General features: G+C 63.4%; 19 protein-coding genes, 1 other RNA gene and 1 pseudogene. 9 read left to right on the top strand and 12 right to left on the bottom strand.

The window, feature by feature from the left end; genetic code table 11:
• Positions 1–44 precede the first annotated feature (44 nt).
• From AC0C6X_RS21365 to AC0C6X_RS21325, 9 genes are all read right to left on the bottom strand, one after another.
• On the bottom strand, positions 45–1793 hold the full coding sequence (locus tag AC0C6X_RS21365; protein ID WP_173517199.1) for a peptidoglycan D,D-transpeptidase FtsI family protein: 1749 nt from the start codon (positions 1791–1793) through the stop codon (positions 45–47).
• Entirely contained in the window at positions 1793–2179 is a 387-nt protein-coding gene (gene ftsL / locus AC0C6X_RS21360; RefSeq protein WP_173517200.1) for a cell division protein FtsL, read from the bottom strand. The genes AC0C6X_RS21365 and ftsL overlap by 1 nt, the downstream gene beginning before the upstream one ends.
• 6 nt (positions 2180–2185) lie before the next feature.
• Positions 2186–3211 carry a 16S rRNA (cytosine(1402)-N(4))-methyltransferase RsmH gene (rsmH, locus tag AC0C6X_RS21355; protein ID WP_173517201.1) on the bottom strand — a complete coding sequence of 342 codons (1026 nt, stop codon included), beginning with the start codon at positions 3209–3211 and terminating at the stop codon, positions 2186–2188.
• 14 nt (positions 3212–3225) lie between these two features.
• A complete protein-coding gene (gene mraZ / locus AC0C6X_RS21350; RefSeq protein WP_173517202.1) occupies positions 3226–3666 on the bottom strand; it encodes a division/cell wall cluster transcriptional repressor MraZ in 441 nt (146 codons plus the stop codon).
• A 594-nt stretch (positions 3667–4260) separates the two neighbouring features.
• Positions 4261–4661: RNase P RNA component class A (rnpB, locus tag AC0C6X_RS21345), an RNA gene on the bottom strand.
• A 137-nt stretch (positions 4662–4798) separates the two neighbouring features.
• Positions 4799–5989, bottom strand: a complete 1191-nt coding sequence (locus AC0C6X_RS21340; protein ID WP_472955000.1) for an NAD(P)/FAD-dependent oxidoreductase — start codon at positions 5987–5989, stop codon at positions 4799–4801.
• A gap of 193 nt (positions 5990–6182) precedes the next feature.
• Positions 6183–6710 (bottom strand): lytic transglycosylase domain-containing protein, encoded by a 528-nt coding sequence (locus tag AC0C6X_RS21335; protein ID WP_173517204.1) that lies wholly within the window; start codon positions 6708–6710, stop codon positions 6183–6185.
• A 224-nt stretch (positions 6711–6934) separates the two neighbouring features.
• Positions 6935–7699: an N-acetylmuramoyl-L-alanine amidase gene (locus tag AC0C6X_RS21330; protein ID WP_173517205.1), complete on the bottom strand. Its 765-nt coding sequence runs from the start codon at positions 7697–7699 to the stop codon at positions 6935–6937.
• Entirely contained in the window at positions 7696–8403 is a 708-nt protein-coding gene (locus AC0C6X_RS21325) for a TerB family tellurite resistance protein (RefSeq protein ID WP_472954997.1), read from the bottom strand. Before AC0C6X_RS21325 ends, AC0C6X_RS21330 begins: the two co-directional genes overlap by 4 nt.
• Positions 8404–8832: 429 nt before the next feature.
• Here AC0C6X_RS21325 and AC0C6X_RS21320 point away from each other — a divergent pair, with 429 nt between their 5' ends.
• From AC0C6X_RS21320 to AC0C6X_RS21310, 3 genes and pseudogenes are all read left to right on the top strand, one after another.
• Positions 8833–10047 (top strand): pyrophosphate--fructose-6-phosphate 1-phosphotransferase, encoded by a 1215-nt coding sequence (locus tag AC0C6X_RS21320; RefSeq protein WP_173517207.1) that lies wholly within the window; start codon positions 8833–8835, stop codon positions 10045–10047.
• Positions 10048–10204: 157 nt separating this feature from the next.
• Positions 10205–10660: pseudogene (locus AC0C6X_RS21315) on the top strand (LysE family translocator); the annotation flags it as partial.
• 117 nt (positions 10661–10777) lie between these two features.
• Positions 10778–11827 (top strand): transglycosylase SLT domain-containing protein, encoded by a 1050-nt coding sequence (locus AC0C6X_RS21310; RefSeq protein ID WP_472954995.1) that lies wholly within the window; start codon positions 10778–10780, stop codon positions 11825–11827.
• Positions 11828–11870: 43 nt separating this feature from the next.
• Here the strand turns inward: AC0C6X_RS21310 and AC0C6X_RS21305 are convergent, their stop codons facing one another.
• Entirely contained in the window at positions 11871–13226 is a 1356-nt protein-coding gene (locus tag AC0C6X_RS21305; RefSeq protein WP_472954993.1) for a serine hydrolase domain-containing protein, read from the bottom strand.
• A 262-nt stretch (positions 13227–13488) separates the two neighbouring features.
• Positions 13489–15039 carry an EAL domain-containing protein gene (locus tag AC0C6X_RS21300; RefSeq protein WP_472954992.1) on the bottom strand — a complete coding sequence of 517 codons (1551 nt, stop codon included), beginning with the start codon at positions 15037–15039 and terminating at the stop codon, positions 13489–13491.
• A 177-nt stretch (positions 15040–15216) separates the two neighbouring features.
• Between AC0C6X_RS21300 and AC0C6X_RS21295 the strand changes: the two genes are divergently transcribed.
• From AC0C6X_RS21295 to AC0C6X_RS21270, 6 genes are all read left to right on the top strand, one after another.
• On the top strand, positions 15217–16467 hold the full coding sequence (locus AC0C6X_RS21295) for a BtaA family protein (protein WP_173517211.1): 1251 nt from the start codon (positions 15217–15219) through the stop codon (positions 16465–16467).
• A 4-nt stretch (positions 16468–16471) separates the two neighbouring features.
• Entirely contained in the window at positions 16472–17140 is a 669-nt protein-coding gene (locus AC0C6X_RS21290; RefSeq protein ID WP_246304315.1) for a class I SAM-dependent methyltransferase, read from the top strand.
• Between the two features lie 237 nt (positions 17141–17377).
• Positions 17378–18163 carry a glycoside hydrolase family 25 protein gene (locus AC0C6X_RS21285; RefSeq protein WP_173517213.1) on the top strand — a complete coding sequence of 262 codons (786 nt, stop codon included), beginning with the start codon at positions 17378–17380 and terminating at the stop codon, positions 18161–18163.
• 196 nt (positions 18164–18359) lie between these two features.
• Entirely contained in the window at positions 18360–19589 is a 1230-nt protein-coding gene (locus AC0C6X_RS21280) for a lytic murein transglycosylase (protein WP_173517214.1), read from the top strand.
• A gap of 295 nt (positions 19590–19884) precedes the next feature.
• Complete coding sequence (locus AC0C6X_RS21275) at positions 19885–20823, top strand: DMT family transporter (RefSeq protein ID WP_472954988.1); 939 nt, start codon at positions 19885–19887, stop codon at positions 20821–20823.
• A gap of 453 nt (positions 20824–21276) precedes the next feature.
• Complete coding sequence (locus tag AC0C6X_RS21270) at positions 21277–21432, top strand: hypothetical protein (protein ID WP_173514882.1); 156 nt, start codon at positions 21277–21279, stop codon at positions 21430–21432.
• Positions 21433–21518: 86 nt separating this feature from the next.
• Here AC0C6X_RS21270 and metF read toward each other — a convergent pair whose 3' ends face one another.
• Entirely contained in the window at positions 21519–22469 is a 951-nt protein-coding gene (metF, locus tag AC0C6X_RS21265) for a methylenetetrahydrofolate reductase [NAD(P)H] (RefSeq protein WP_173517215.1), read from the bottom strand.
• Between the last annotated feature and the right edge of the window lie 2 nt (positions 22470–22471).

Here is a 22471-nt window from a genome sequence, read left to right as displayed (position 1 = left end):
TCGATCCGCAAGAATCGCGAATCGTCCGCTTTCTCATTTCATGTCTAATAAGACACAAGCAAGGCAGAACCGTCTTCTCCAAACTTTGGTTCGACACCGAGCAGCGGCGCAGAGCGGCTTATGATGTCACGAACCATGGGAGCTGCGTTCGAGCCCGCCGTGCGCCCGCCACCCTCGCCGGTCTTCGGCGCGTCGATGAAGGTGAGCACGATGTACTTCGGATTGTCGATCGGGAAGGCCGCGAGGAAGGCGTTGAAATTCTGGTCGCTGGCATAACGGCCATTGACCACCTTGTCGGCCGTGCCGGTCTTGCCGCCGACGTTGAAGCCCGGCACCAGCGCGCGCTTGCCGGAGCCGGCGATGCCGTTCCAGCGCAAGAGGAAGCGCATGTCGTCGCTGGTGCTCTTCTTGACCACGGTCGTGGCGAGCTCGTCGGCCTGCGCTTCCGTGCGCGGCAGGAAGGTCGGCGGGATCAGCTTGCCGCCATTGACGAGTGCCGCACCGGCAACCGCCGTCTGCAGCGGCGTCGTCGAGACGCCGTGCCCGAAGGAGATGGTGACCGAGTTGATTTTCTTCCATTCGCGCGGCTGGGTCGGGGATTTCACCTCCGGCAGCTCGGTCGGCAGCTTCGAAAGCAGGCCGATGCGCGTCAGGAACTCCTTGTGGCCGGGGATGCCGACGAGGTCGGCGATCTTCGCGGTACCGATGTTCGACGAATACTGGAAGATTTCCGGAACGGTAAGCACGCGGCGCTTGCCGTGGAAGTCCTTGATGGTGAAGCCGCCGATGCGGATCGGTGCGGAAGCGTCGAAGCTGTCGTTCAGGGTGACCTTGCCGGAATCGAGGCCCATGGCGATGGTGAAGGTCTTGAAGGTGGAGCCCATTTCGAATGTGCCGTTCGACATGCGGTTCATCCAGCCCTCTTCCGCCCCTTCAGCCGGCTTGTTCGGGTCGTAGTCGGGGACGGAGGCCATCGCCAGCACTTCGCCGGTGTTGACGTCGAGCACGACGGCACCTGCGGCCAGCGCCTGAAAGTTCTTCATGCCGGCGTCGATGACGTCGCGCACGATGTTCTGCACGCGCACGTCGATCGAGAGCTTTACCGGCTCGAGCTTGGCGTCGCTGGTCATGCCGATCGCGGCAAGATCGGCGAGACCCTGGCTGTCGATATAGCGTTCCATGCCGGCAACGCCGCGGTTGTCGATGTTGACGTGGCCGAGGATATGCGCGGCGGTGTGGCCGCCGGGATAGAAGCGGCGCTTTTCCGGGCGGAAGCCGACGCCGGGAATGCCGAGCGCCAGAATGTCGCTCTGCTGCTTCGGCGTGAGCTGGCGGCGCAGCCACTGGAAGCGCGATTTCGACTTCAGCTTGTTGTAGATCTCGCGCGCGTTGATGTCAGGCAGAACCGTCGACAGGCGCTCGACCGCCTCGTCGGCATCGACGATCTTGTGCGGCTCGGCATAGAGCGAGACGGTGCGGATATCGGTCGCGAGGATCTCGCCGTTGCGGTCGAGAATATCGGGGCGCGAGGCCATCAGGTTGTCGGCGCGGCCGATGCTCGAAACCGTTTCAGGCGCTGCCATGCCGTATTGTACGAGGCGCCCGCCGATGACGGCATAGACGATGCCGAAACTGGCGATCACGATGGCGACGCGGTTCTTCGCCTGGTTCGTGGTCTTCTTGCGCGTCCCCTGGAAGGTGACGTTGAGGCCGCTTTCCGCGGGGCGGTTGTTGCCGCCTGCCGAGAAATGCGCCTTGCTCTTCAATACCATGATGCGGGAGAGAAACGACATCAGCGCGCCACCGAGCCAGTTGCCATGTTATCGGTCTTGTTGATGATGGCCGCGACGCCGTCCTTCGCAGCCTTTTCGTCTTCAGGCACCGGCAGATCCGCCTTCAGCATCGGCAGTTCCTGCGGCTGGGCGAGCTGCGTCGAAGGCGTCGGCGCCAGCTGCAGGTCGGCCCCGAAAGCGCCGACGAGACGCTCCAGGCGGTTCGGCTGCGTCAAGAGCGCCCAGTCGGCGCGAAGCAGGTCGATCGTGTCTTCCTCGAGCTTGATCGCCACGTCGAGCTTGCGGACTTCCTCAAGCTTGTTTTCGGCGCGGTGCTTGATCGTATAGGTCACCGTCGCAGCGGCCGTCATGACGACGATCAGAACGATATCGAGCGTTCGAAGCATGTCTTGTCAGCCCCCCAACCTTGCAAGGCTCGCCAGTTCCGGCAGATTGAAAATGGATAGATCGTTTCCCGGCGACGCGGCTTGCGTGCGGATCCCGGCGCGCAGCTTTGCGGAGCGGGCGCGCGGATTGAGGGACGCTTCTTCCTCGCTGGCCGCCACCATAGGCTTGCCAACTGGCGTGAAGGTTGCGGCGCGCGCGGAAACCATGGGCAGGTGGCGCGAGCCGCTGGCCTTGCCGGAACGATCCTGGAAGAAGGCCTTGACGATGCGGTCTTCGAGCGAATGGAAGGTCACGACGACAAGGCGACCGCCCGGCTTCAAGACCTTTTCGGCGGCAAACAGCGCCTGGGCCAGCTCTCCGAGCTCGTCATTGACGAAAATGCGCAGCGCCTGGAAGACGCGCGTGGCCGGATGGATCTTGTCTTTCGCCTTGCGCGGCGTCACCACCTCGATCAGGCCGGCGAGGTCGCGGGTCGTCTCGAAGGGCTGCTCGGCCCGGCGCTTCTCGATCGCGCGGGCAATGCGGCCCGCCTGCTTCTCTTCGCCGAGAAAGCCGAAGATGCGGATGAGGTCGGAGACCTTGGCGCGATTGACGACGTCGGCCGCCGAAACGCCGGATGCCGACATGCGCATGTCGAGCGGCCCCCTTTTCTGGAAGGAGAAACCGCGCTCGGCTTCGTCGATCTGCATGGAGGACACGCCGATATCGAGCACGACGCCGTCGAGCCCTTCGGCCGGCGCATGGGCGGCAAGATCGGAGAACTGCGCATGAATGAGCTTCAGCCGGCCGGCCCACTCGGCAACCTGCTTCTCACCTGCAGCGATCGCCGTCGGGTCGCGGTCGAGCGCGATGACGTCGGCACCGGCCTTCAGGATTGCCGAGCTGTAGCCGCCGGCACCAAAGGTGCCGTCGAGGATGACCTTGCCGGGCTGAGGCTCGAGCGCCGCAAGAACTTCCGGCAAGAGGACGGGAATGTGACGAACCGGTCCGCCTTCGGCTTCAGGAATACCTCCGCCTTGTTCCGTCACCATTCCGCCTCTCCATTCTAGTCTGGACGCAACCCTCGTGACTTGCGCCCTTCCCGGGCCACCGCCTGCGCCTTCATGAAGGCCTGCGGCTCCCAGAGCTGAAAATAATCGCCCCGCCCGACGAACATCACGTCGGTCGAGATTCCGGTGAAGTCGCGGATGAAATCCGTCACCATCAACCGGCCTTCCGGATCGAGCTTCACGAAGACGCCGCCGCCATGAACGAGCAGCGACATCTCGTTGGCCTCCGGGGAAAACGGGTCCTCGGCCGCCATCTGCTTCTCGAACCGATCCAGGAGTTCCGGCCCACCGACACTGATCGCCGGAAAGACGAAATCCTGGAAACAGTATAACTCCCGCACACCCCCATCCGACAGCACGGAACGAAACGCCGAGGGAACGGAGACCCGCCCCTTCGCATCGATCCGATTGGCAGCATGTGACAAGAAGCGGTTCATAACGCGAAACGGCCGCCCAAGACTGACGGGCCACGATCATCGACCCGCGCAAACACGTCACCGCACACACAAGACACCCCCGCAGGACACTGGAATGTCCACCCACCCTCCGAAGCCGGAAGGCACTGGAATCTTGCGATGTTGGGCTGCGAAGCAGCCCCTGCGCAGTGCCATTATGGGATAGCATGGGACCATATGGGCGTCAATGGGATTGGGCTCGTAAACAGCCATCGGACTGATCAAATATTGATAGGTTGTTAAGTTTAACGAAGGGTTACGAAGAGACCCCCACCGTCCGGGAATGCGACGGCAGAACGGCTTCAAATCGTTGAAAAATCAGAATGTGAGCAAGAGCGCAGCTATGTGCCCGCGCAGCGGCGCTTGCGCGCCATCGCAAAAGGGAAAAGCACAGCGGCAACGAAAGAACCGCGTGCATCGACGGCGTCGCCGGCGCGAAAAATGAGGCGTGTCTGACCCGATTTGCGAGCGCCGATCAGGGAGTTCAACGAGAGCACCCGCAGAGAAATCGTCACGAAAGGACCCGCTGACGCGCAACCTGTCAGCGTTTGCCGCACACATCTGCAGCGGAGAGAAATCGCCAGTTGGCCTGTAAGCCGGGTTCTGTATGGCCCCGCAACCCGAAGGCAACGGAACGTGGCAGCCATTCATCTGGGACTGCGCTTGCACGCAGCCTCTTGCAACCCACCCGGATGACTGGCCCGGAAACAGGCTGGGCGCTTGCGCGCCCGCGTCATCCCTATTCGGTCTTGCTCCCGGTGGGGTTTACCGTGCCGTCCATGTCGCCATGTCCGCGGTGGGCTCTTACCCCACCCTTTCACCCTTACTCCGCCAAGCGGAGCGGTTTGCTTTCTGTGGCACTTTCCCTGAGGTCACCCTCGCCGGACGTTATCCGGCACCGTGCTTCCGTGGAGCCCGGACTTTCCTCCCCCCGCGGCCTTTCGGCGCTTGCGGAGAGCGGCTGCCCGGCCAACTGGCACGCGCTCCTTAACGCAAGCCCCCGCCCCGCGCCAGAAAAAACAGCGCGGTTTGCAGCGACCATGAGCAGGATAAGGAGGCTTACGCTCTATCTCCGCCCTTATGTGGGGATCGAACCGACCCCAATCATCCCCAATCAGCGGAAAACGACGGAGAAATCCGCGTCGTATTCGGCCTCGTCGATCCGGCCGTCAAGCACGAGGGCCGCGCCGAGCCGGCCGATCTCGTCGGAGCTCTTGGCCGCCTGGCCGTTGCCGCCGGTGACAACGGCGATGCGACTCCCCTCGGCAAAGCCGATATAGGGCAGCCCATGCCGGGTGAACGAAGTGACGCAGGGCGAAAAATGGGTGGAAGCCGGCCGGAAGCCCGGCATCACCTCGGCCAGCAGCCCACGCAAGTGCTCTGCCGCTTCCGCACCGCCCGGCCCGCGGAACCATTGCCGCACCGCCGGCTCGCCGTCGAGGATCCGGTCGGTCGGATCGCCGCCGATCTTGATGTAGTGTTTGCCGTCCGCATAGCCGACCGGCGGCAGCAGGTAGTAGCTTTTCTCCTGTTCGGGCGCCGCGCCAATCAGCGACGGCATGCCCTCGAAACCGGAGAGATCGCCGTTTGCCACCTCGGCAAAGAGCACGGTTCGCGCCTTGACGGTGAGGTCGATCGGCCGCGGCAAGAGCGCGGCGGAAATGGAGAAACCGCCGGCGGCAACGATCACCCGGCCGGCAGCGAAATGCCTCCCGTCGACCATCGTGACGACCACGCGGTCGCGGACCTCCGCTACGGCCGCAACCTCGCTGCGTACGATCCGGGCGCCCGCCTTCTCGGCGCATACCGTCTGCGCCGCGACCAGCGCCCGCGGGTTGATGTAACCCGCCCCGCGCCTCTCGTGGACGCCGGCGGTGCCTGGCGGAAAACGGAACCAGGGAAAGCGCTGCGACAGCGCTTCGCCATCATCGAGCGGCGCCTCGACGCCGAGCGCATCGCGCGCCTTTTCGACCTCTTCGATATAGTCGTAGGATGATCCGGGCGCCGGCCCGGCGATCAGGCAGCCGACTTCGTGGTAGAAGGCGATGCCGCTTTCGCCTTCGATTTCGCCGTAGCGCTCGATCGAACGCCTGGCGAGACGCGCCCAGACCGGATCGTGGTCGATCGTGCGGGTGATGCGGGCATTGTCGTAGTGGCTGGAAAAGACGCCGGCATGGTTGGCCCAGTCCGCCGGCTCGTCCGGACCGATCAGCGCGACCCTGGCCCCCGAAAGCGCCAGGTGGCGGGCGGCCGCAGCGCCCATCATCCCCTTGCCGACGACAATGAAATCAAAGCTTTCCGACATGCCGCTCCTCGTCCCGTTTACTCGAGGGGAGATAGCACGCCGGCGCCGATATGGCACGATGGTTCTAGGGATTTCCGTGTGCGCCGGAACGCGAGACCTGTCCGGCTGGAGCATCCGCCATCACCGGGCGCGGCTGGCGGATGAAGCTCTTTGGCTGCGCGGCGAAGGCTCGCTGCGCCGGTCATGCCATCGGTCAGTTGATGATGTCCTGGACCTTGCCGCAATAGCGCTTGGAAACCGGGTTCATGCGCTTGGCACCGTGGCCGGCGTTGTATTTGAGGACCGTGCCGCATGTGGTGCCACCGGACAGCTCATGCGCCACGGCAAGATACTTCATGCCGAACTTGATGTTGGTTTCCGGATCGTAGAGGCCCTTGGAGGAACCGGAATAGCCCATCATGCGGGCGGTAGCGGGCTTGATCTGCATCAGACCGATTTCGCCGGCGCTGCCGCGCGCCTTGGGATTGAAGTTGCTCTCGACCTTGACGATCGCATGCGCCAAGTCGATCGGAACGCCGTACTGCTTGGCGTAGGTCTTGATCAGCCCCGTATAGTCAGCGCTCTGGAGGAGATCCGGCTTGGGATAGCCTGTGGTACGGGTGACGGACTGGATGGACGAGGTCTTGATGGTTTTGTCGACATTCCCCGCATACGACGTACCCATCCCGGCGAAGAACATGCCAAGGCATGCCGCCACCGCAGCAACAGACGATATTCTCATGTAGTTTGAATTCTCCGGTCTGGGGAATGGACCGAAGCGCACCCCGCTTCGAGCCTCACTTCCCGATCGTTTCATTCACAGGAAGTGAGCGTTGCGCCCTGATGCTCCTGCAGTTCCAATGGAGCGGGAAATGAATGCCGCATCATGGTAAACATGTGGCAAAGCTAAAAATTTGTGCCCCGAATTTCTGCAGAAGCGCCGTTACGACGAAAAAATCTTCCGCGTCAGGCGGTGAATTGCGGTAGGCCGGAGAGCAGGCGGTGCAGCGTATCGATGGTTGAGATATCGGCGATGCCATCGACCCCTTGTTGTCGGAAGTGCCGCTGGAAAGCGGCGACGGCGCCTTCGGTCTTCTCACAGAATTCGCCAGTCACATCAACGCCATAGCCATAGAGCGACAGCATCGACTGGATGGCCTCCACCGGCTGGCCCCGGTCGCCACGCTGAAAAAACCGCCCGCCGCCGATCGGGGCCGGTTCCACCCAGTGGCCGACCCCCTCGCGATGAAGAATGTGCCACGGAAATTTTTCTCCCGGATCGACCTTGCGAATGGGGGCGATATCGCTGTGTGCGAGCACTCTTTCCGGCGCGATCGACCAGCGTTGGCCACAGTCGCGACACAATTCTACAACCGCCGCGATCTGCTTCTCCGGAAAGTCCGGCAACCCACCCGGGTGACCGGGGTTGGCGATCTCTATCCCGATCGAGCAGGAGTTGATGTCGGTCTCGCCCTTCCAATAGCTCTTGCCGGCATGCCAGGCACGGCGTGCCTCCGGCACGAGCTGATCGACGCGCCCATCCTCGTGGACGAAATAGTGGCTGGAGACTTGGCTCTCCTCGCGGCAGAGCCATTCGAGCGCCGAGGCTCCCGTCGGCATGCCGGTATAATGCAGAACGATCATATCCGGGGCGCGCTGGCCGACGCGGTCGCCGAAATTGGGCGATGGCATGAAGCGTGCACCCGGATAATCGCAGTATTTCGAGGTCATGCGGCCCGGCGTTCTTTCTCGATCGCCTCATAGGCGGCGTTCAGCGCCGCCATGCGATCATTGGCGATCGCGTGGAATTCTTGCGGTACGCCGCGAGCCGCCAGCATGTCCGGATGGTTCTCTGAGACGAGCACCCGGTAGCGCTTGCGGATATCGGCGAAATCATCCTTACGCGAAACGCCGAGAACCTGATAGGGGTCACGGCCGTCGCCGTGAACGTGACGGGCCATGATCCGCGCGAAATGCGCCTCGTCCATGCCGAATATATCGGCCACGCGCATCAGGAAGGCGAGCTCGCGCTCGTGCACCGCCCCGTCAGACTTGGCGATATGAAAGAGGCCGTCGACGATATCCTCGAGGATCGGGCAGTTCTTTTCGCAGGACGAACACAGCGACGCCATCTTCTCGGCATAGGCCTCGTAACCGGCGACGTCCTGGCGCGCCAGATTATAGAGACGGGCGACGTTCTGCGCCTGATCCGGCGGAAACTGGAAAATGTCGCGGAAGGCGGCCACCTCGGCCTCGGTCACGACGCCGTCGGCCTTGGCCATCTTGGCCGAAAGCGCGATCATGGCAACGGAGAAGGCCACCTTGCGCCGCGTTTCCGGATCGCCCTCGAACAGGGTGCGCACGGCCTCGACCACGCCGGCAAGCGCATTGCCGGTGGCGGTAACGATCTTGAGGAGGCTGTCCCAGAATGACATGCGAGGTTCCCTGTCTCTCCACCCTATAGCATGGACCGATGTGGTGGCAAATTGCAAGCAGTGCGCGGCCCGAACCACGAGGATGACGAATTTGTGATGGCCCCTCACTATTGTCAATCCATCGATTGGAACTTGCGACAGCCAGCCGACAGAAAGCTGTTACCGCGGGAACAGCTTTCAATAAAAAGGAGATGTTCTCGCCGCCCTGAAAATCAGCAACTGCACCGTTCGCGACCGCCTCAGAGCAGAACCACCCGGACCGCGGCCTGCGACAATCCGCGCGCATCTGCCCTGCCCAGCCATTGCAGCCTTCATTGGCTCCTGGCGGCAGCGCCTCGACACAACATCCACAGGCCCGTCATTTAATTTCCATCTGATTTGCGTTATGGAGGCCCCACCCATCGCATGCCAAAATCCCGAGGAGGAAACATGGCCAAGAAAAAAGTCGCAATGCTGACGGCCGGCGGGCTCGCGCCCTGCCTGTCATCCGCCGTTGGGGGGCTGATCGAGCGCTACACGGACATCGCGCCCGAATACGAGCTGGTCGCCTATCGCTCCGGCTACCAGGGCCTGCTCTTGGCCGACCGCATCGAGATCACGCGCGACATGCGCGAGAAGGCGCACATCCTGCATCGCCATGGCGGCTCGCCGATCGGCAACAGCCGCGTCAAGCTCACCAACGCGGCCGATTGCGTCAAGCGCGGCCTCGTCAAGGATGGCGAGAACCCGCTGCGCATCGCCGCCGAGCGGCTTGCCAATGACGGCATCTCGATCCTGCACACGATCGGTGGCGACGACACCAACACGACGGCAGCCGACCTCGCCGCCTATCTCGGCGCCAATGGCTACGACCTGACCGTGGTCGGCCTGCCGAAGACCGTCGACAACGACGTCGTGCCGATCCGCCAGACGCTCGGCGCCTGGACGGCGGCCGAATACGGCGCCCGTTTCTTCGACAATGTGAGCAACGAGCAGAGTGCCGCACCGCGCACGCTGGTCGTGCACGAGGTCATGGGCCGCCATTGCGGCTGGCTGACCGCGGCCACCGCCCGCTCCTACATCCAGACGGTCGACGACAAGGAGTTCGTCGACGGCTTCATGATGAACCGCCAGATGAAGAACATCGACGGCCTTTATCTGCCGGAGATGAAATTCGATCTGCAGGCCGAAGCCGATCGCCTGCGCAAGGTCATGGACCGCACCGGCTTCGTCACGCTGTTCGTCAGTGAAGGCGCCTGCCTCGATGCGATCGTCGCCGAACGGGAAGCCGCCGGCGAAACGATCAAGCGCGATGCCTTCGGTCACGTGAAGATCGACACGATCAATGTCGGCAACTGGTTCTCCAAGCAGTTCGCCGCTCTGCTCGGCGCCGAGCGCTCGATGGTGCAGAAGTCCGGCTACTACGCCCGCTCCGCACCGGCCAACGGCGACGACCTGCGCCTGATCCAGAGCATGGTCGACCTCGCCGTCGAAAGCGCGCTCAACAAGGTCTCTGGCGTCACCGGCCACGACGAGGACCAGGGCGGCAAGCTGCGCACGATCGAGTTCCCGCGCATCAAGGGCGGCAAGCACTTCGACACCTCGGTGAAGTGGTTCGGTGAGGTCATGGACGTCATCGGCCAGAAGTGGCAGGCGCAGAACTGACAGTCATAGGCTTCGGCGCGTCGCCTGTTGCGGCGCGCCGAAGGCCCCTGATTTCGAGATTGACGGTTCCGCGTTTCCGTGGCTGGCTCGGCAAATTCATTGTCGAGAACCCTACAGCGCCGCGCGTCTTCAAGACGCGCTAAGGACGCGCGGCGCTGTAGGCGCGCTGCTTGCGACCTCTGCCGCGATCTTCACCGTGCTGAATTGGGTGGGCGCCGCCTATCTCGTCTGGCTCGGCATCAAGCTCTGGCGCGCACCGGTGGCAGGCGGAGGCGACGCCGGCCTCGAGACCACCGCCACCGAGCGGCCGCTGCACATCTTCTGCCATACCTATGCGGTGACCGCATTGAATCCGAAAAGCATCGTCTTCTTCGTCGCCTTCCTGCCGCAGTTCCTCGATCTGACGCAGCCGCTCTTCACCCAGATGGCGATTTTCGAGCTCACCTTCCTGACACTCACGATCCTCAATGCCAGCCTCTATGCAGCCCTTGCGACCGCTGCGCGCAGCACGATTTCCAGGCCGAACATCCGCCGGATCGTCAACCGCGCCGGCGGCTCCATGCTCATCGGCGCGGGGCTTCTGACGGCGACGATGAAGCGCGCCTCGGCGTGAAATTGTCGCCTGCGCTTGCCGCCGCCAGCCTCATAGGTTAATGGAGATTCACTCTCGGCGGCTGGCAACCGCTGATTTGCAGGGGGCGACGGGGCCCAGAAGCACGAAAGTGACAGAATGGCGAAGTACCGTATTTCCCTTTCCAAACAGACGTTTGGCGTGGCAGCTATCCTGTCGGCGACCATCGTCTCGGGATGCTCGACGGTAGAGCACACGTCGCTCGAAGAATTGACGGCCGTACAGACGGTCACCCCGCTTGCAAAGCCCGGCACTGAAATGACGGCCTACGCGCTGCCAACGCCTGACGGTGTGGCCACCGCGACGAGCGCCGCGCTGACGGCACAGACAGCCGTCCAGGCATCGGGCATCGCGGTCACCTATCCGGTCGCGGCCGACCTGGCACAAGGCGCCGAAGCCGCCCCGGCGATGGTTGCTGTTCCCGCCTCCAAGCCGGGCAGCACCATGGCGCTTGCCATGGTCGCCCCGACGACGCCTGCCGTCGCCAATGCAGAAACGGCAGCCGCGGCCGTTACCCAGGTTTCCGCCAATGCCTCGCAAGGGCCGGCACCGGCCTCTGCAGAAGTTGCGACCAAGACCAGCCGCGTCCAGGATCTTCCGGTTTCGACGCTTGCGGTTGCCGCCGCGATGGAATCGGACTTCGACACCGGCGAGCCCGTCGGCCTCGAAACGCTGGTCGCCAACCGCATGATCGTGCCGACCGAGCGTCCGAAGACAGGCGTCATCGGCTCGACGGTCGCAGCCGTTGCCAGCGTCATTCCGGATTCGATGAAGCTCAGCAAGGCGCCGACGAGTTCGCGTCCCGACCTCGACAAGCTGATCAAGTATTATGCCGATCTGAACGACATTCCGGTCGAGCTGGTTCACCGTGTCGTCAAGCGCGAGAGCAACTACAATCCGCGCGCCTACAGCAACGGCAATTACGGCCTGATGCAGATCCGCTACAACACCGCCAAGGGCCTCGGCTATGACGGTCCGGCGGAGGGCCTGTTCGACGCCGAAACCAACCTCAAATACGCGACGAAATATCTGCACGGCGCCTGGATGGTGGCCGACAACCAGCACGACGGCGCGGTCAAGCTCTATGCCAGCGGCTACTATTACCACGCCAAGCGCAAGGGCCTTCTCGAAGAACTCGGCATGAAGTGAGCCAAGGCCGCTTGAGCCAAGCTCAGGTGATTTTGCGAGGCGCTCAATCGAGCGCCTCTATTATTTTGGCGTTGAGTTTCTGCACGTCGTAGCCGAGGCGCGAGGGCGTCAGCCCGAGCCGGACCACCGCGAGCTTCAGCGAAGGCACCAGCATGATCGCCTGGCCATCATGGCCGAGCATCCAGAAAGCGTCGGCCGGGAAGCGGCCCGAGCCGGCGCGGACACCGTTTTCCTCCAGCCACACCTGTCCCTGGCCGTACTTGCCCTCCGAGGCCTTGGTCGGCCCACGCATGAAGGCGACGTAGTCCTTCGGCAGCATCGCCCTCCCCTTCCAGACGCCATCCTGCAAGAGGAACTGCGCGAAACGCGCCCAGTCCTGTGCGGTCGCATACATGTAGGACGAGCCGACGAAGGTGCCGCTGGCATCGGTTTCGAGCACGGCGCTGCTCATGCCCAAAGGCGCAAACAGCGCATCATGCGGAAAGGCGAGTGCTGCCGCCGGATCGTCGAAGCTTCGCATCCAGATGCGCGACAGCAGCGTGCTCGTGCCGCTGGAATAGCTGAACTTCACGCCCGGATCGGATGTCAGCGGCTTTGCGGCCGCGTAGCCCGCCATATCCTTTTCAAGATAGAGCATGCGCGTGACGTCGGTAACATCGCCATAGTTCTCATTGAATTCGAGGCCGCTCTGCATGCCCATCAGGTCGGCAAGCGTGATGTTGGCCCGCTCGTCGCTCGCCCATTCCGGCAGGAGCCCGGCGCGCGCCATCTCCATTTTGCCTTCAGCCACACGAAGGCCGATCAGCGTCGCCGTGACCGATTTCGTCATCGACCAGCCGAGCAACGGCGTAGAACGGTCGAAGCCCTGGCCATAGGTCTCGGCGACCAGGCGACCATCGCGGATGACGGCGATCGCCCGCACGCCCGGACCGGCGAGATCGGCATCCTCGACAAGCTTCTGCAAGGCGGGATCGATCGCGGCCCCTTCGCCGTCCGGCCAGGGTGTTTCGGAGGCGGGTGCGTCCACCACGGCCGCAGCCGTCCTGACCGGCGGCAAGCGCGTGCCGTCGCCGTCCGGCAGGCTCGCGCAGCCCGCGCCCGGTCTGTAGGCAGCATAGCCTGCGGCAGCAAAGCCGAGGATCTGCGCGGTCACCGTCTGTCTCTCGGGATCGACGGCAACCTTCACCAGCTTCAGCAAGGGGTGGCCCGGCGCCTGGACGTCATCGGCCAGCACCGACTGGGCGTCCCGTTTTGCGATGAAGACATTGGAGCAGACGATCTTCGCCGCATAGCCATCGCCGACCTTGAGCAGTTCCGGCGGCGCGATCGCAAGCCAGCCGCCGATGGCGACGATGCCCAATGCCAACGCGGCAGCTGATCTCCTCAGTATGCGTCCCATGCGTTCCCTCCAGCCGTCTCACGTTTCCTTGCAGCCGTGCCGGCCAAGGACACCAAGGACAGATACCCGCAGCATTTCAAGGTGCGGCAGCGGCCCTCGCGTCCGATTGGGCGCAGGCGCGCTGTCGAGTTGCAGAGAGAGAACCAGCATTTCGCCGCCGGGAAAAGCCCGGAAATTGCAGGTTTCCACCGGGGAATGGGAACCGTGGCAGCGCAGGCCCGCAGCAGCCTGGAGCCCTTGTGCGCCATCGACACACGCCGCGCTAGGCCGAGCGTCGCAAATCCGCCGCTTCGCCTGTCTCGAGCAATGCCGCCACATCCGTCAGCGCCGGCGATATCCACGGACCGCTGACTTCCACGGCGCCGCTGGCCCGTGCGCAATCCATCTCGCTTTGCTTTTCGATGCCGCGCACGGCGATCGGCAGGCGCAGCACCTGGCCGGTCTTGATGAGGCAGGCAAGCAGTGCAAGGCTGCGCTCGCTGCCGTGGGTAGCCCGGATGGCGGTAAGATCGATGGTCACCTGATCGGGCTGCAGTTCGGCAATCAGGTTCAGGGGCAAGGATGAGCCGGCGCCGCCGCCAAGCGCAATCCGCACACCAAGCGCCCGCATCCCCTGAAGGTTCCCGGAGATCAGGGCAAGATCCTCGGTCGAAAAGTCCCCGACGATCTCGATCGTCAGGCGTCCCGGCGGCAAGCTCGCTTCGCTGAGGCACTGCTCGACCTGTGCGACAAAGTCGCGATCCTTTAGTTGCGGAGCAAAGGGGGCGACGGTCAGCCCCGTCGGCGAAGCCCAGCGGGCAGCCTGTGCGCAGGCCGCCCGAAGTGTCCAATAGCCAAGCGAGAGCGTGCTCGTGCTCTTCTCGGACGGCTCTATGAAGGCTTCGGCACCGATGACGCCGCGCAGCGGATGTCGCCAGCGCAGCAGCGCCTCGAATCCACGGATGGCCCCGCTGGCCGTCCCGGCCGTCGGCAGGAATTCGAGGAAGAATTCATCGGCCTCGAGCCCGCGTGCGACGTCACGCTCGGCCTCCGCCCGCTGCCTGGCGGCGCGGGTCAGCGTCTCCGAGTGGAAGGCGTGGCTGTTGCCGCTCACCGCCTTCGCCTCGTAGAGCGCCAGGTCCGCACGCTTCAGCACGTCGCCCGTCGCCGTATCGCTTCGCTCGATGAAGGCGATGCCGATACTGCAGCCGGAAGCGACCCGTGCATCACCAAGATCGAACGGCGCTTCGAACAGCGCCTTTACCCGCATTGCGAGCATTTCCGCCTCAGCCTGCGATGATGCGCCGGCGGCGGCGAGCACGAACTCGTCTCCCCCCAGCCGGTAGAGGCTCGCCTCCCCGGAGAAGGCGCGCCTCAGGCGCGCGCCAAAGAGCGCCAGCAGCCGGTCGCCGGCATCGTGGCCCATCGTATCGTTGATCGCCTTGAACCGGTCGAGATCGAGAAGGAGCAGCGCATTGCGCTCGAAGGTGGCTCCCTCCACTGAAAGCGCCTGGCGAATGTCCGCTTCCAGAGCCGCGCGGTTTGCAAGCCCGGTGAGCTTGTCGCGGTGGACTTCGTGGCGCAAGCGCCGCTCCGCACGGCGCGCTGCATGCAGCTCATGTTCGAGCCGCCGCAGGTAACGCCAGCGATAGAAGGATCCGCCGAGGAGAAACGGCATGGCGCCAGCCGCCAGCATTGCGGGAACATCCCAATGCGATTGTTTTGCAAGCACGGTTTCCATCGCCAGCCACGCCGCAGAAACCAGAGCCCCCAATGCCGCGCCGGCAGCCGCAAATCGCTGCTCGGGCTTCGGCAGAAACGTTCTTAACATCATGTCGACGCCCCCCGAATGTAAGGCGGTGCCTAGCACGCTAGGGTTTAATGATTTCTTATGGGTGAAAAATTGTATGGCGGCCGTTTAAGGGCCTTCCGGGGCTGTGGAAACCCCGTCATCAAAGTGTAGCGGAGTCACTTTAGAAGCGGCTAAGTTTCAACTGGATGACCGGCAGAGATGACCGAACTAGCCCCCGATGTTGGCTTTGGCAGAAAAAATCCGAAGCTGAAAACCGCCCTGCTCCAGCACAAGACCTTCTCCCTCGCCGGCCTCTCAGAACGTCTCTTCGGCCTGCTCTTCTCGGGGCTCGTCTACCCGCAGATCTGGGAGGATCCGATCGTCGACATGGAGGCGATGCAGCTTAGCCCGGAGCATCGGATAGTCACCATCGGCTCCGGCGGCTGCAACATGCTGACCTACCTGTCGGCCGGCCCGCGCAAGATCGACGTCGTCGATCTCAACCCGCACCACATCGCGCTGAACCGCCTGAAGCTCGCGGCCTTCCGCCACCTGCCTAGCCACAAGGATGTCACGCGCTTCCTGGCAACCCAGGGCACGGCGACCAACGTCCAGGCCTTCGACCTCTTCCTCTCTCCGAAGCTCGACACCGCCACGCGCAGCTACTGGAACGGCCGCGACATCACCGGTCGCCGGCGCATCGGCGTCTTCGGCCGCAACATCTATCGCACCGGCCTGCTCGGCCGCTTCATCGCCGCAAGCCATCTGCTCGCCCGCCTGCATGGCGTCAACCCGGAAGAGTTCGTCCAGGCGCGCTCGATGCGCGAGCAACGCCAGTTCTTCGACGAGCGCCTTGCGCCGCTTTTCGATCGTCCCGTCATCCGCTGGATCACCAGCCGCAAGAGCTCGCTCTTCGGGCTCGGCATCCCGCCGCAGCAGTTCGACGAGCTTGCCAGCCTCAGCAGCGAGAAATCGCTCGCAGCTGTCTTGCGTCACCGCCTGGAAAAGCTCACCTGCCACTTCCCGCTTAGGGAAAACTACTTCGCCTGGCAGGCCTTCGGTCGCCGTTATCCGCTGCCGCACGAAGGCGAACTGCCGCCCTACCTCAATGCCCGCGCCTATGAGGCGATCCGCAACAATGCCGAGCGCGTCGAGGTCCATCACGCAAGCTACACCGAGCTCCTGGCCAGCAAGCCGGCCGCTTCCGTCGACCGCTACATCCTGCTCGATGCCCAGGACTGGATGACCGACCAGCAGCTCAACGACCTCTGGACCGAGATCACCCGCACCGCGGACAGCAGCGCCGTCGTCATCTTCCGCACCGCGGCTGAAGACAGCATCCTGCCGGGGCGCGTCTCTTCGGCCCTGCTCGATCAGTGGCACTACGATGCCGAGGCATCGGCCAGGCTCGGCGCCGAAGATCGCTCCGCCATCTATGGCGGGTTCCACATCTACCGGAAGAAGGCTTGAGCCCATGCGTGAGGCCGGGATTTCCCACGCGCGGCGCATGGACCACATGTACCGCTACCAGCGGCACTTCTACGACGTGACGCGAAAATACTACCTCTTCGGCCGCGACACGCTGATCCGGGAAATGAACCCGGCCTCCGGGGCCTCGGTGCTCGAAGTCGGCTGCGGCACCGGGCGTAACTTGGCGCTCATAGGCCGCTGCTTCCCTTCGGCCCGTCTCTTCGGCCTGGACATCTCCTCGGAGATGCTCACTTCCGCCGATGCCAAGCTCAATCGCGGCGGCAAGCGCCGCGCCGTGCTTCAGGTCGCCGATGCGACGGATTTCGATCCGGCAATCTTCGGCGAACGGGGCTTCGACCACATCGTCATCTCCTATTCGCTGTCGATGATCCCCGATTGGCAGAAGGCGATCGATGCGGCCATAGCCGCGCTCAACCCAGGCGGATCGCTGCATATCGCCGATTTCGGCCAGCAGGAGCGCCTGCCGGCGAGCTTCCGCCGCGTGCTGCACGGCTGGCTGGACCGTTTCCACGTCACGCCACGTGCAAACCTTTTCGACGTTCTGCGCGAGAAGGCGAGAGCAAACGGTGCCGACCTCGAACGCCGGGCGATTGGCCGCGGCTATGCCTGGCTGGCGGTCTATCACCGTCCGGCCGTCGCGGTTGCCGCCTGATCGGGCCTGCGGCGCGATCGTCCCCATGTCCATTGCTCGGCGAGAGCCGAAATCGCCTCGGGATTTCGGCTCTTTTTCGGCTGGGGAGTGCTCCGCTCCATCTGCAATTCCCGCTTGAGCTAACCCAATTTTTACGATGATATGGTGAAGATGAGGTTCACGCCTCGCGGGGGAAATCACCGATATGAAAGCCATCGTGTGAGGCAGGATCGTCGATCGTCTCTAGACAGGTACCTCATGCGCCGGCTTCTCCTGGCTCTACTGCCCATTGCCACCCTCCTTTCCGCCTGTTCGTCGACCGATTACGACCTGATCCAGACGGCATCGATCCCGCCGCGGTTCCAGGACACCGATCCGCAGGACTTCGGTGATCGCACCCCGCAGAACCACAACATCCACGGCATCGACATCTCGAAGTGGAACGGCGATATCGACTGGACGAAGGTCAAGAACTCAGGCGTCTCCTTCGCCTTCATCAAGGCGACGGAAGGCAAGGACCGGGTCGATACCCGCTTCAACGAATACTGGCAAAAGGCGCGTGCCGCCGGCATCCCCTATGCGCCCTATCACTTCTACTATTTCTGCTCGACCGCCGACGAACAGGCCGACTGGTTCATCGCCAATGTGCCGAAGACCGCGGTCTACCTGCCGCCGGTTCTCGACGTCGAGTGGAACGGCGAATCGAAGACCTGCCGCCACCGCCCGACGCCGGACGAAGTGCGCGCCGAGATGAAGCGCTTCATGGATCGCCTCGAAGCCCATTACGGCAAGCGGCCGATCATCTACACCTCGGTCGACTTCCACCGGGACAATCTCGTCGACCAGTTCAAGGAACACCATTTCTGGGTCCGCTCGGTCGCGAAGCACCCGGGTGAAATCTATGTCGAGCGCCGTTGGGCGTTCTGGCAATACACCAGCACCGGTGTGATCCCCGGCATCGACGGCGCCACGGATATCAACGTCTTCGCCGGTTCGGCGAAAAACTGGAAGAACTGGGTCGCGGCGGTCTCACAGCCGAAGTAAGGCCGCCATTCTTGCCGCCAGGCGTGGCAAGGAACCCCATTTTCTTCATTCGGTCATAATGCTCTGAAAGAGCAACGGCAGATTTGCAGCGCCGCGCGTCTCTTAAGACGCGCAAGGGTCGCTGTAGCACTTTAAACAGCAAATTGTTGTCCGTGGTGGTGCCTCCCTCACCACGCGGCCGCAGAAAGGAATTATGATGAACCGCATAGCCCGGCACGCCCTGGCCTCCATCGCCCTCCTGACCCTCACCGCCTCCACTGCCTTCGCCCAGACCGCGGCCCAGACGGGCACGCAGAGCGCCGCTCCGGCTGTGGCCTGCGGTGGCGATCTCGGCGCATTCCTCGAGGGCGTGAAGGCCGAAGCCGTCGCCAAGGGCGTTCCGGCCGATGTCGCCGATCGTGCGCTCGCCGGTGCCGCGATCGACCAGAAGGTCCTGAGCCGTGACCGCACCCAGGGCGTCTTCAAGCAGACCTTCACCGAATTCTCCAAGCGAACCGTCAGCAAGTCGCGCCTCGATCTCGGCCGCCAGAAGATGAAGGAATATGCCGACGTCTTCGCCCGGGCCGAGCAGGAATTCGGCGTGCCGGCCCCCGTCATCACCGCCTTCTGGGCGATGGAAACCGACTTCGGCGCGGTTCAGGGCGACTTCAACACGCGCAATGCGCTGGTAACGCTCGCACATGATTGCCGCCGCCCGGAAATGTTCCGTCCGCAGCTCCTCGCCGCTATCGAGATGGTGCAGCATGGCGACCTCGACCCCGCGACCACGACCGGTGCCTGGGCCGGCGAGATCGGTCAGGTGCAGATGCTGCCGGAAGACATCATCGCCTATGGCGTCGATGGCGACGGCGACGGTCACGTCAACCTCAAGAAGAGCTCGGCCGACGCGATCCTGACCGCGGCCAAGTTCATCCAGAGCCTCGGCTTCAAGGCCGGCCAGCCCTGGATCCAGGAAGTGACCGTTCCCGAAAACCTTCCCTGGGAAAAGACCGGCCTGCAGGCGGGCATGAAGGCTTCCGACTGGTTCGCGCTCGGCGTCAGCCCACGTGACGGCAACACCGCCAACGGCAACCTCGAAGCCTCGCTGGTGCTGCCGCAAGGCCGCAAGGGCGTGGCCTTCCTCACCTACCCGAACTTCAATATCTATCTCGAGTGGAACCAGTCGTTCATCTACACGACCTCGGCCGCCTATTTCGCAACCCGCCTCGCCGGCGCGCCCGCCTATGAAGGCGGCAACCCGGAGCCCGGCCTCGACGATGTCGGCATGAAGGCGCTGCAGACCAAGCTGCAGACGCTCGGCCATGACGTCGGCAAGATCGACGGCATCCTCGGCTCCGGCACCCGCGCCGCACTCCAGAAGGAGCAGCTCCGCCTCGGTCGCCCGGCCGACGGCTGGGCGACGCTGGAACTCCTGAACGCGCTCTGAGCGAACCGCGGGCCACGGGCGTGGCTCATGCGTGAAGATCTATCACCCCGGGGATCGGAACCGATCTCCGGGGTTTCTCTTTTGCGCATCCAGATGCGCCACGGCGGGCTGAGCGCCACCCCTCCCACGAATACCGCAAGAACCGGGTGGCCCCCGCAAAGACGCCGGGCTATGAAACAGTCGTCAGATCACAACCGGTCCGGGAATGTCGCTCGCGACCTTGCGCAGCGATCCCCATTCTCCCGCCTGGACGAAGCTGACGGGTGAGGCAATCAACACGGACAGGGCAATCACCATGAATGCGCGAACCACAATCGACGGCCATCAGATGAGCGTCAGAACCTGGGCGCTGCTCGCCCTGCTCGGTCTCATCTGGGGCGGCTCCTTCTTCTTCGCGCGCGTGGCCGTTGCCCATGTGCCGCCATTCACGCTGGTGGTGCTGCGCCTGGGCCTCGCGGCCCTTGCCCTGCATCTCTATATCCGCGGCCGCTTCGGCATGTATCAGGCACTCTCCGGACGCTGGCGCGAGTTCGCGCTGATGGGACTGATCAACAACGCCATTCCGCATGCCTTCATCTTCCTCGGCCAGACTGAGATCGGCGCCGGGCTGGCGGCGATCCTCAACGCCACGACGCCGGTCTGGACCGTCATCATCGCCAATATGGCGACCGAGGACGAGAAGCTGAACTCCGCCAAGATCTCCGGCTGCCTGCTCGGCCTCGCCGGTACCGTGGTGTTGATCGGGCCGAGCGCGCTTGCCGGCCTGTTCGGCACGACGAGCGGCATTCCGCTCTGGGCGCTCGTCCTGCCGGTGCTGGCCGCCGTCAGCTATGGCCTCGCAGCGACCTACGGCAAGCGTTTTCGAAATCTCGCTCCGCCGGTGACCGCCGCCGGCCAACTGACCGCTTCGACGCTGATGATGCTGCCCGTTGCCGCCTTCACCGATGCGCCCTGGACCTTGCCGATGCCGCCAATGGCGGCGACACTTGCCATCCTCGGCCTCGCACTCGTCTCAACCGCCTATGGATATATTCTCTTCTTCCGGATCATGGCGGAAGCCGGCGCCACCAATGCTTCCCTCGTCACCCTGCTGGTGCCGCCGAGCGCGATTCTGCTCGGCTATCTCTTCCTCGGGGAAACGTTGCAGGCAGCCGACATCGCCGGCATGGCGCTGATCGCTTTCGGCCTCGCAGTGCTCGACGGCCGCATTCTACGGCTCAGACACGCCGTCTGAACGAGGAATCGAACCGGCCAATTCGTCCTCTTCCGAGGCGCTCACGCACGATTACAAACGTTTATATTAACCTTGCTGAAGCGATTGTGAAAAAATTGTGGCAACCTGAAAAAGATAAATATCTCAATAGTATAGCCCTGTGAACAACCGCGCTCCCCCTCACGGGTTTCGCACTGCAGCACAAGTTTCGCTTTAACACATCGTGATTTCGCCCTATGTTTTAACGCGTCAACGCAGGGAGGGTCTTCCATGGGCCTTACACATTCGCTGAATGTCCTCATGATAAGTGCAGCGTTCGTATTCGTGGCCACGATGCTCTTCATCTGATGAGCGGCCGCTGACAGTCCAAACCGAATAGGGACTTAAATTTCCGGAAACCCATTTTGCAGCACCAAGCAAGCTAGACCGCCAAGAGAGCACAGGGTCTAATTGCTGCGACAGAAAAGAAAGCGCATGAAGGTCGGCCTTCATGCGCTTTCTCTGCTTTCGGGCATCGCCTGGCTGAAGAGACGTGCGGCGGATCAAAGCATGTCGCGCAAAAGTCCGCAGCGGTTTTGCGATAACGATATGCGAAATATCAAAAACTTAAAGCGCAAGGAGCGAATCTGAAAGATCGCGACGCGCTTTAAGCGCCGCGGCGACCTTTGCGCGTCGGGCAGGCGCTGAGCGCTGCGGGCCCGGCTTACCGCACCAATTCAGGCAGCCGCTCCGGCCGCCACCTGGAGCCGCTGACCGGGGAGCACCACACTCGGCTCCGCCAAGACCCGCTCGAAACCCACGAGATCGCAGACGGCGGTCACCAGCGGCGAGCGGTTCATCGTATAGAGATGGAAATCGCGCACGCCGCGCCGGGCGAGATCGACGATCTGCTCGGCGGCGATGTGGGTCGCCTCCTTGAAGCGTTCGGCCGGCTGGTCTTCCAGATGCTCGAGCCGGGTGACGATCGCCTCCGGCACGCTCGCGCCGCAGAGGCCGGCAAATTTCTGCACCTGCGCCAGGTTGTTGATCGGCAGGATGCCCGGCACGATCGGGATGTTGACGCCGGCGCGGCGCAGCCGTTCGAGATAACGCTCGAAATCGTCATTGTCGAAAAAGAACTGGGTCAGCGCCCGGTTGGCTCCCGCGTCGACCTTGCGCTTCAGCATATCGATGTCGGCGGCCACGTCAGGGCTCTCCGGGTGCTTCTCCGGATAGGAGGATACGGAAATCTCGATATCGTCGCCACGCGCGCGGATCGCCCGCACCAGATCGGTGCTGCTGGCATAGCCATCCGGATGCGGCTGATAGGTGCTGCCGATGCCGCCCTGCGGATCGCCGCGCAGCGCCACGAAATGGCGGACGCCATAGTCGATATATTCGTCGATGACGGCATCGACTTCCGCCTTCGGCGCCCCGACGCAGGTCAGATGCGCGGCCGTATTGGCAAAACCCATTTCCTCGATCATCCGCCGCACGGTCGTCAGCGAGCGTGCCTTGGTCGAGCCGCCGGCGCCATAGGTAACCGTCACGAATGCGGGACCGAAGACGGAAAGATCTTCCGCCGTCTGGAAGAGCTGCGCTTCCATTTCGTCGGTCTTGGGGGGGAAGTATTCGAAGGAGAGTCTCAGATTGCCGCGCTCGGCCGGATAAAGCGTCTGTGCCGTCATTC

The organism is Ensifer sp. VA4 (assembly GCF_055710065.1).
The sequence above is the reverse complement of the archived record's forward strand: the minus strand, read 5'-3'. Positions and strand labels throughout refer to the sequence as shown.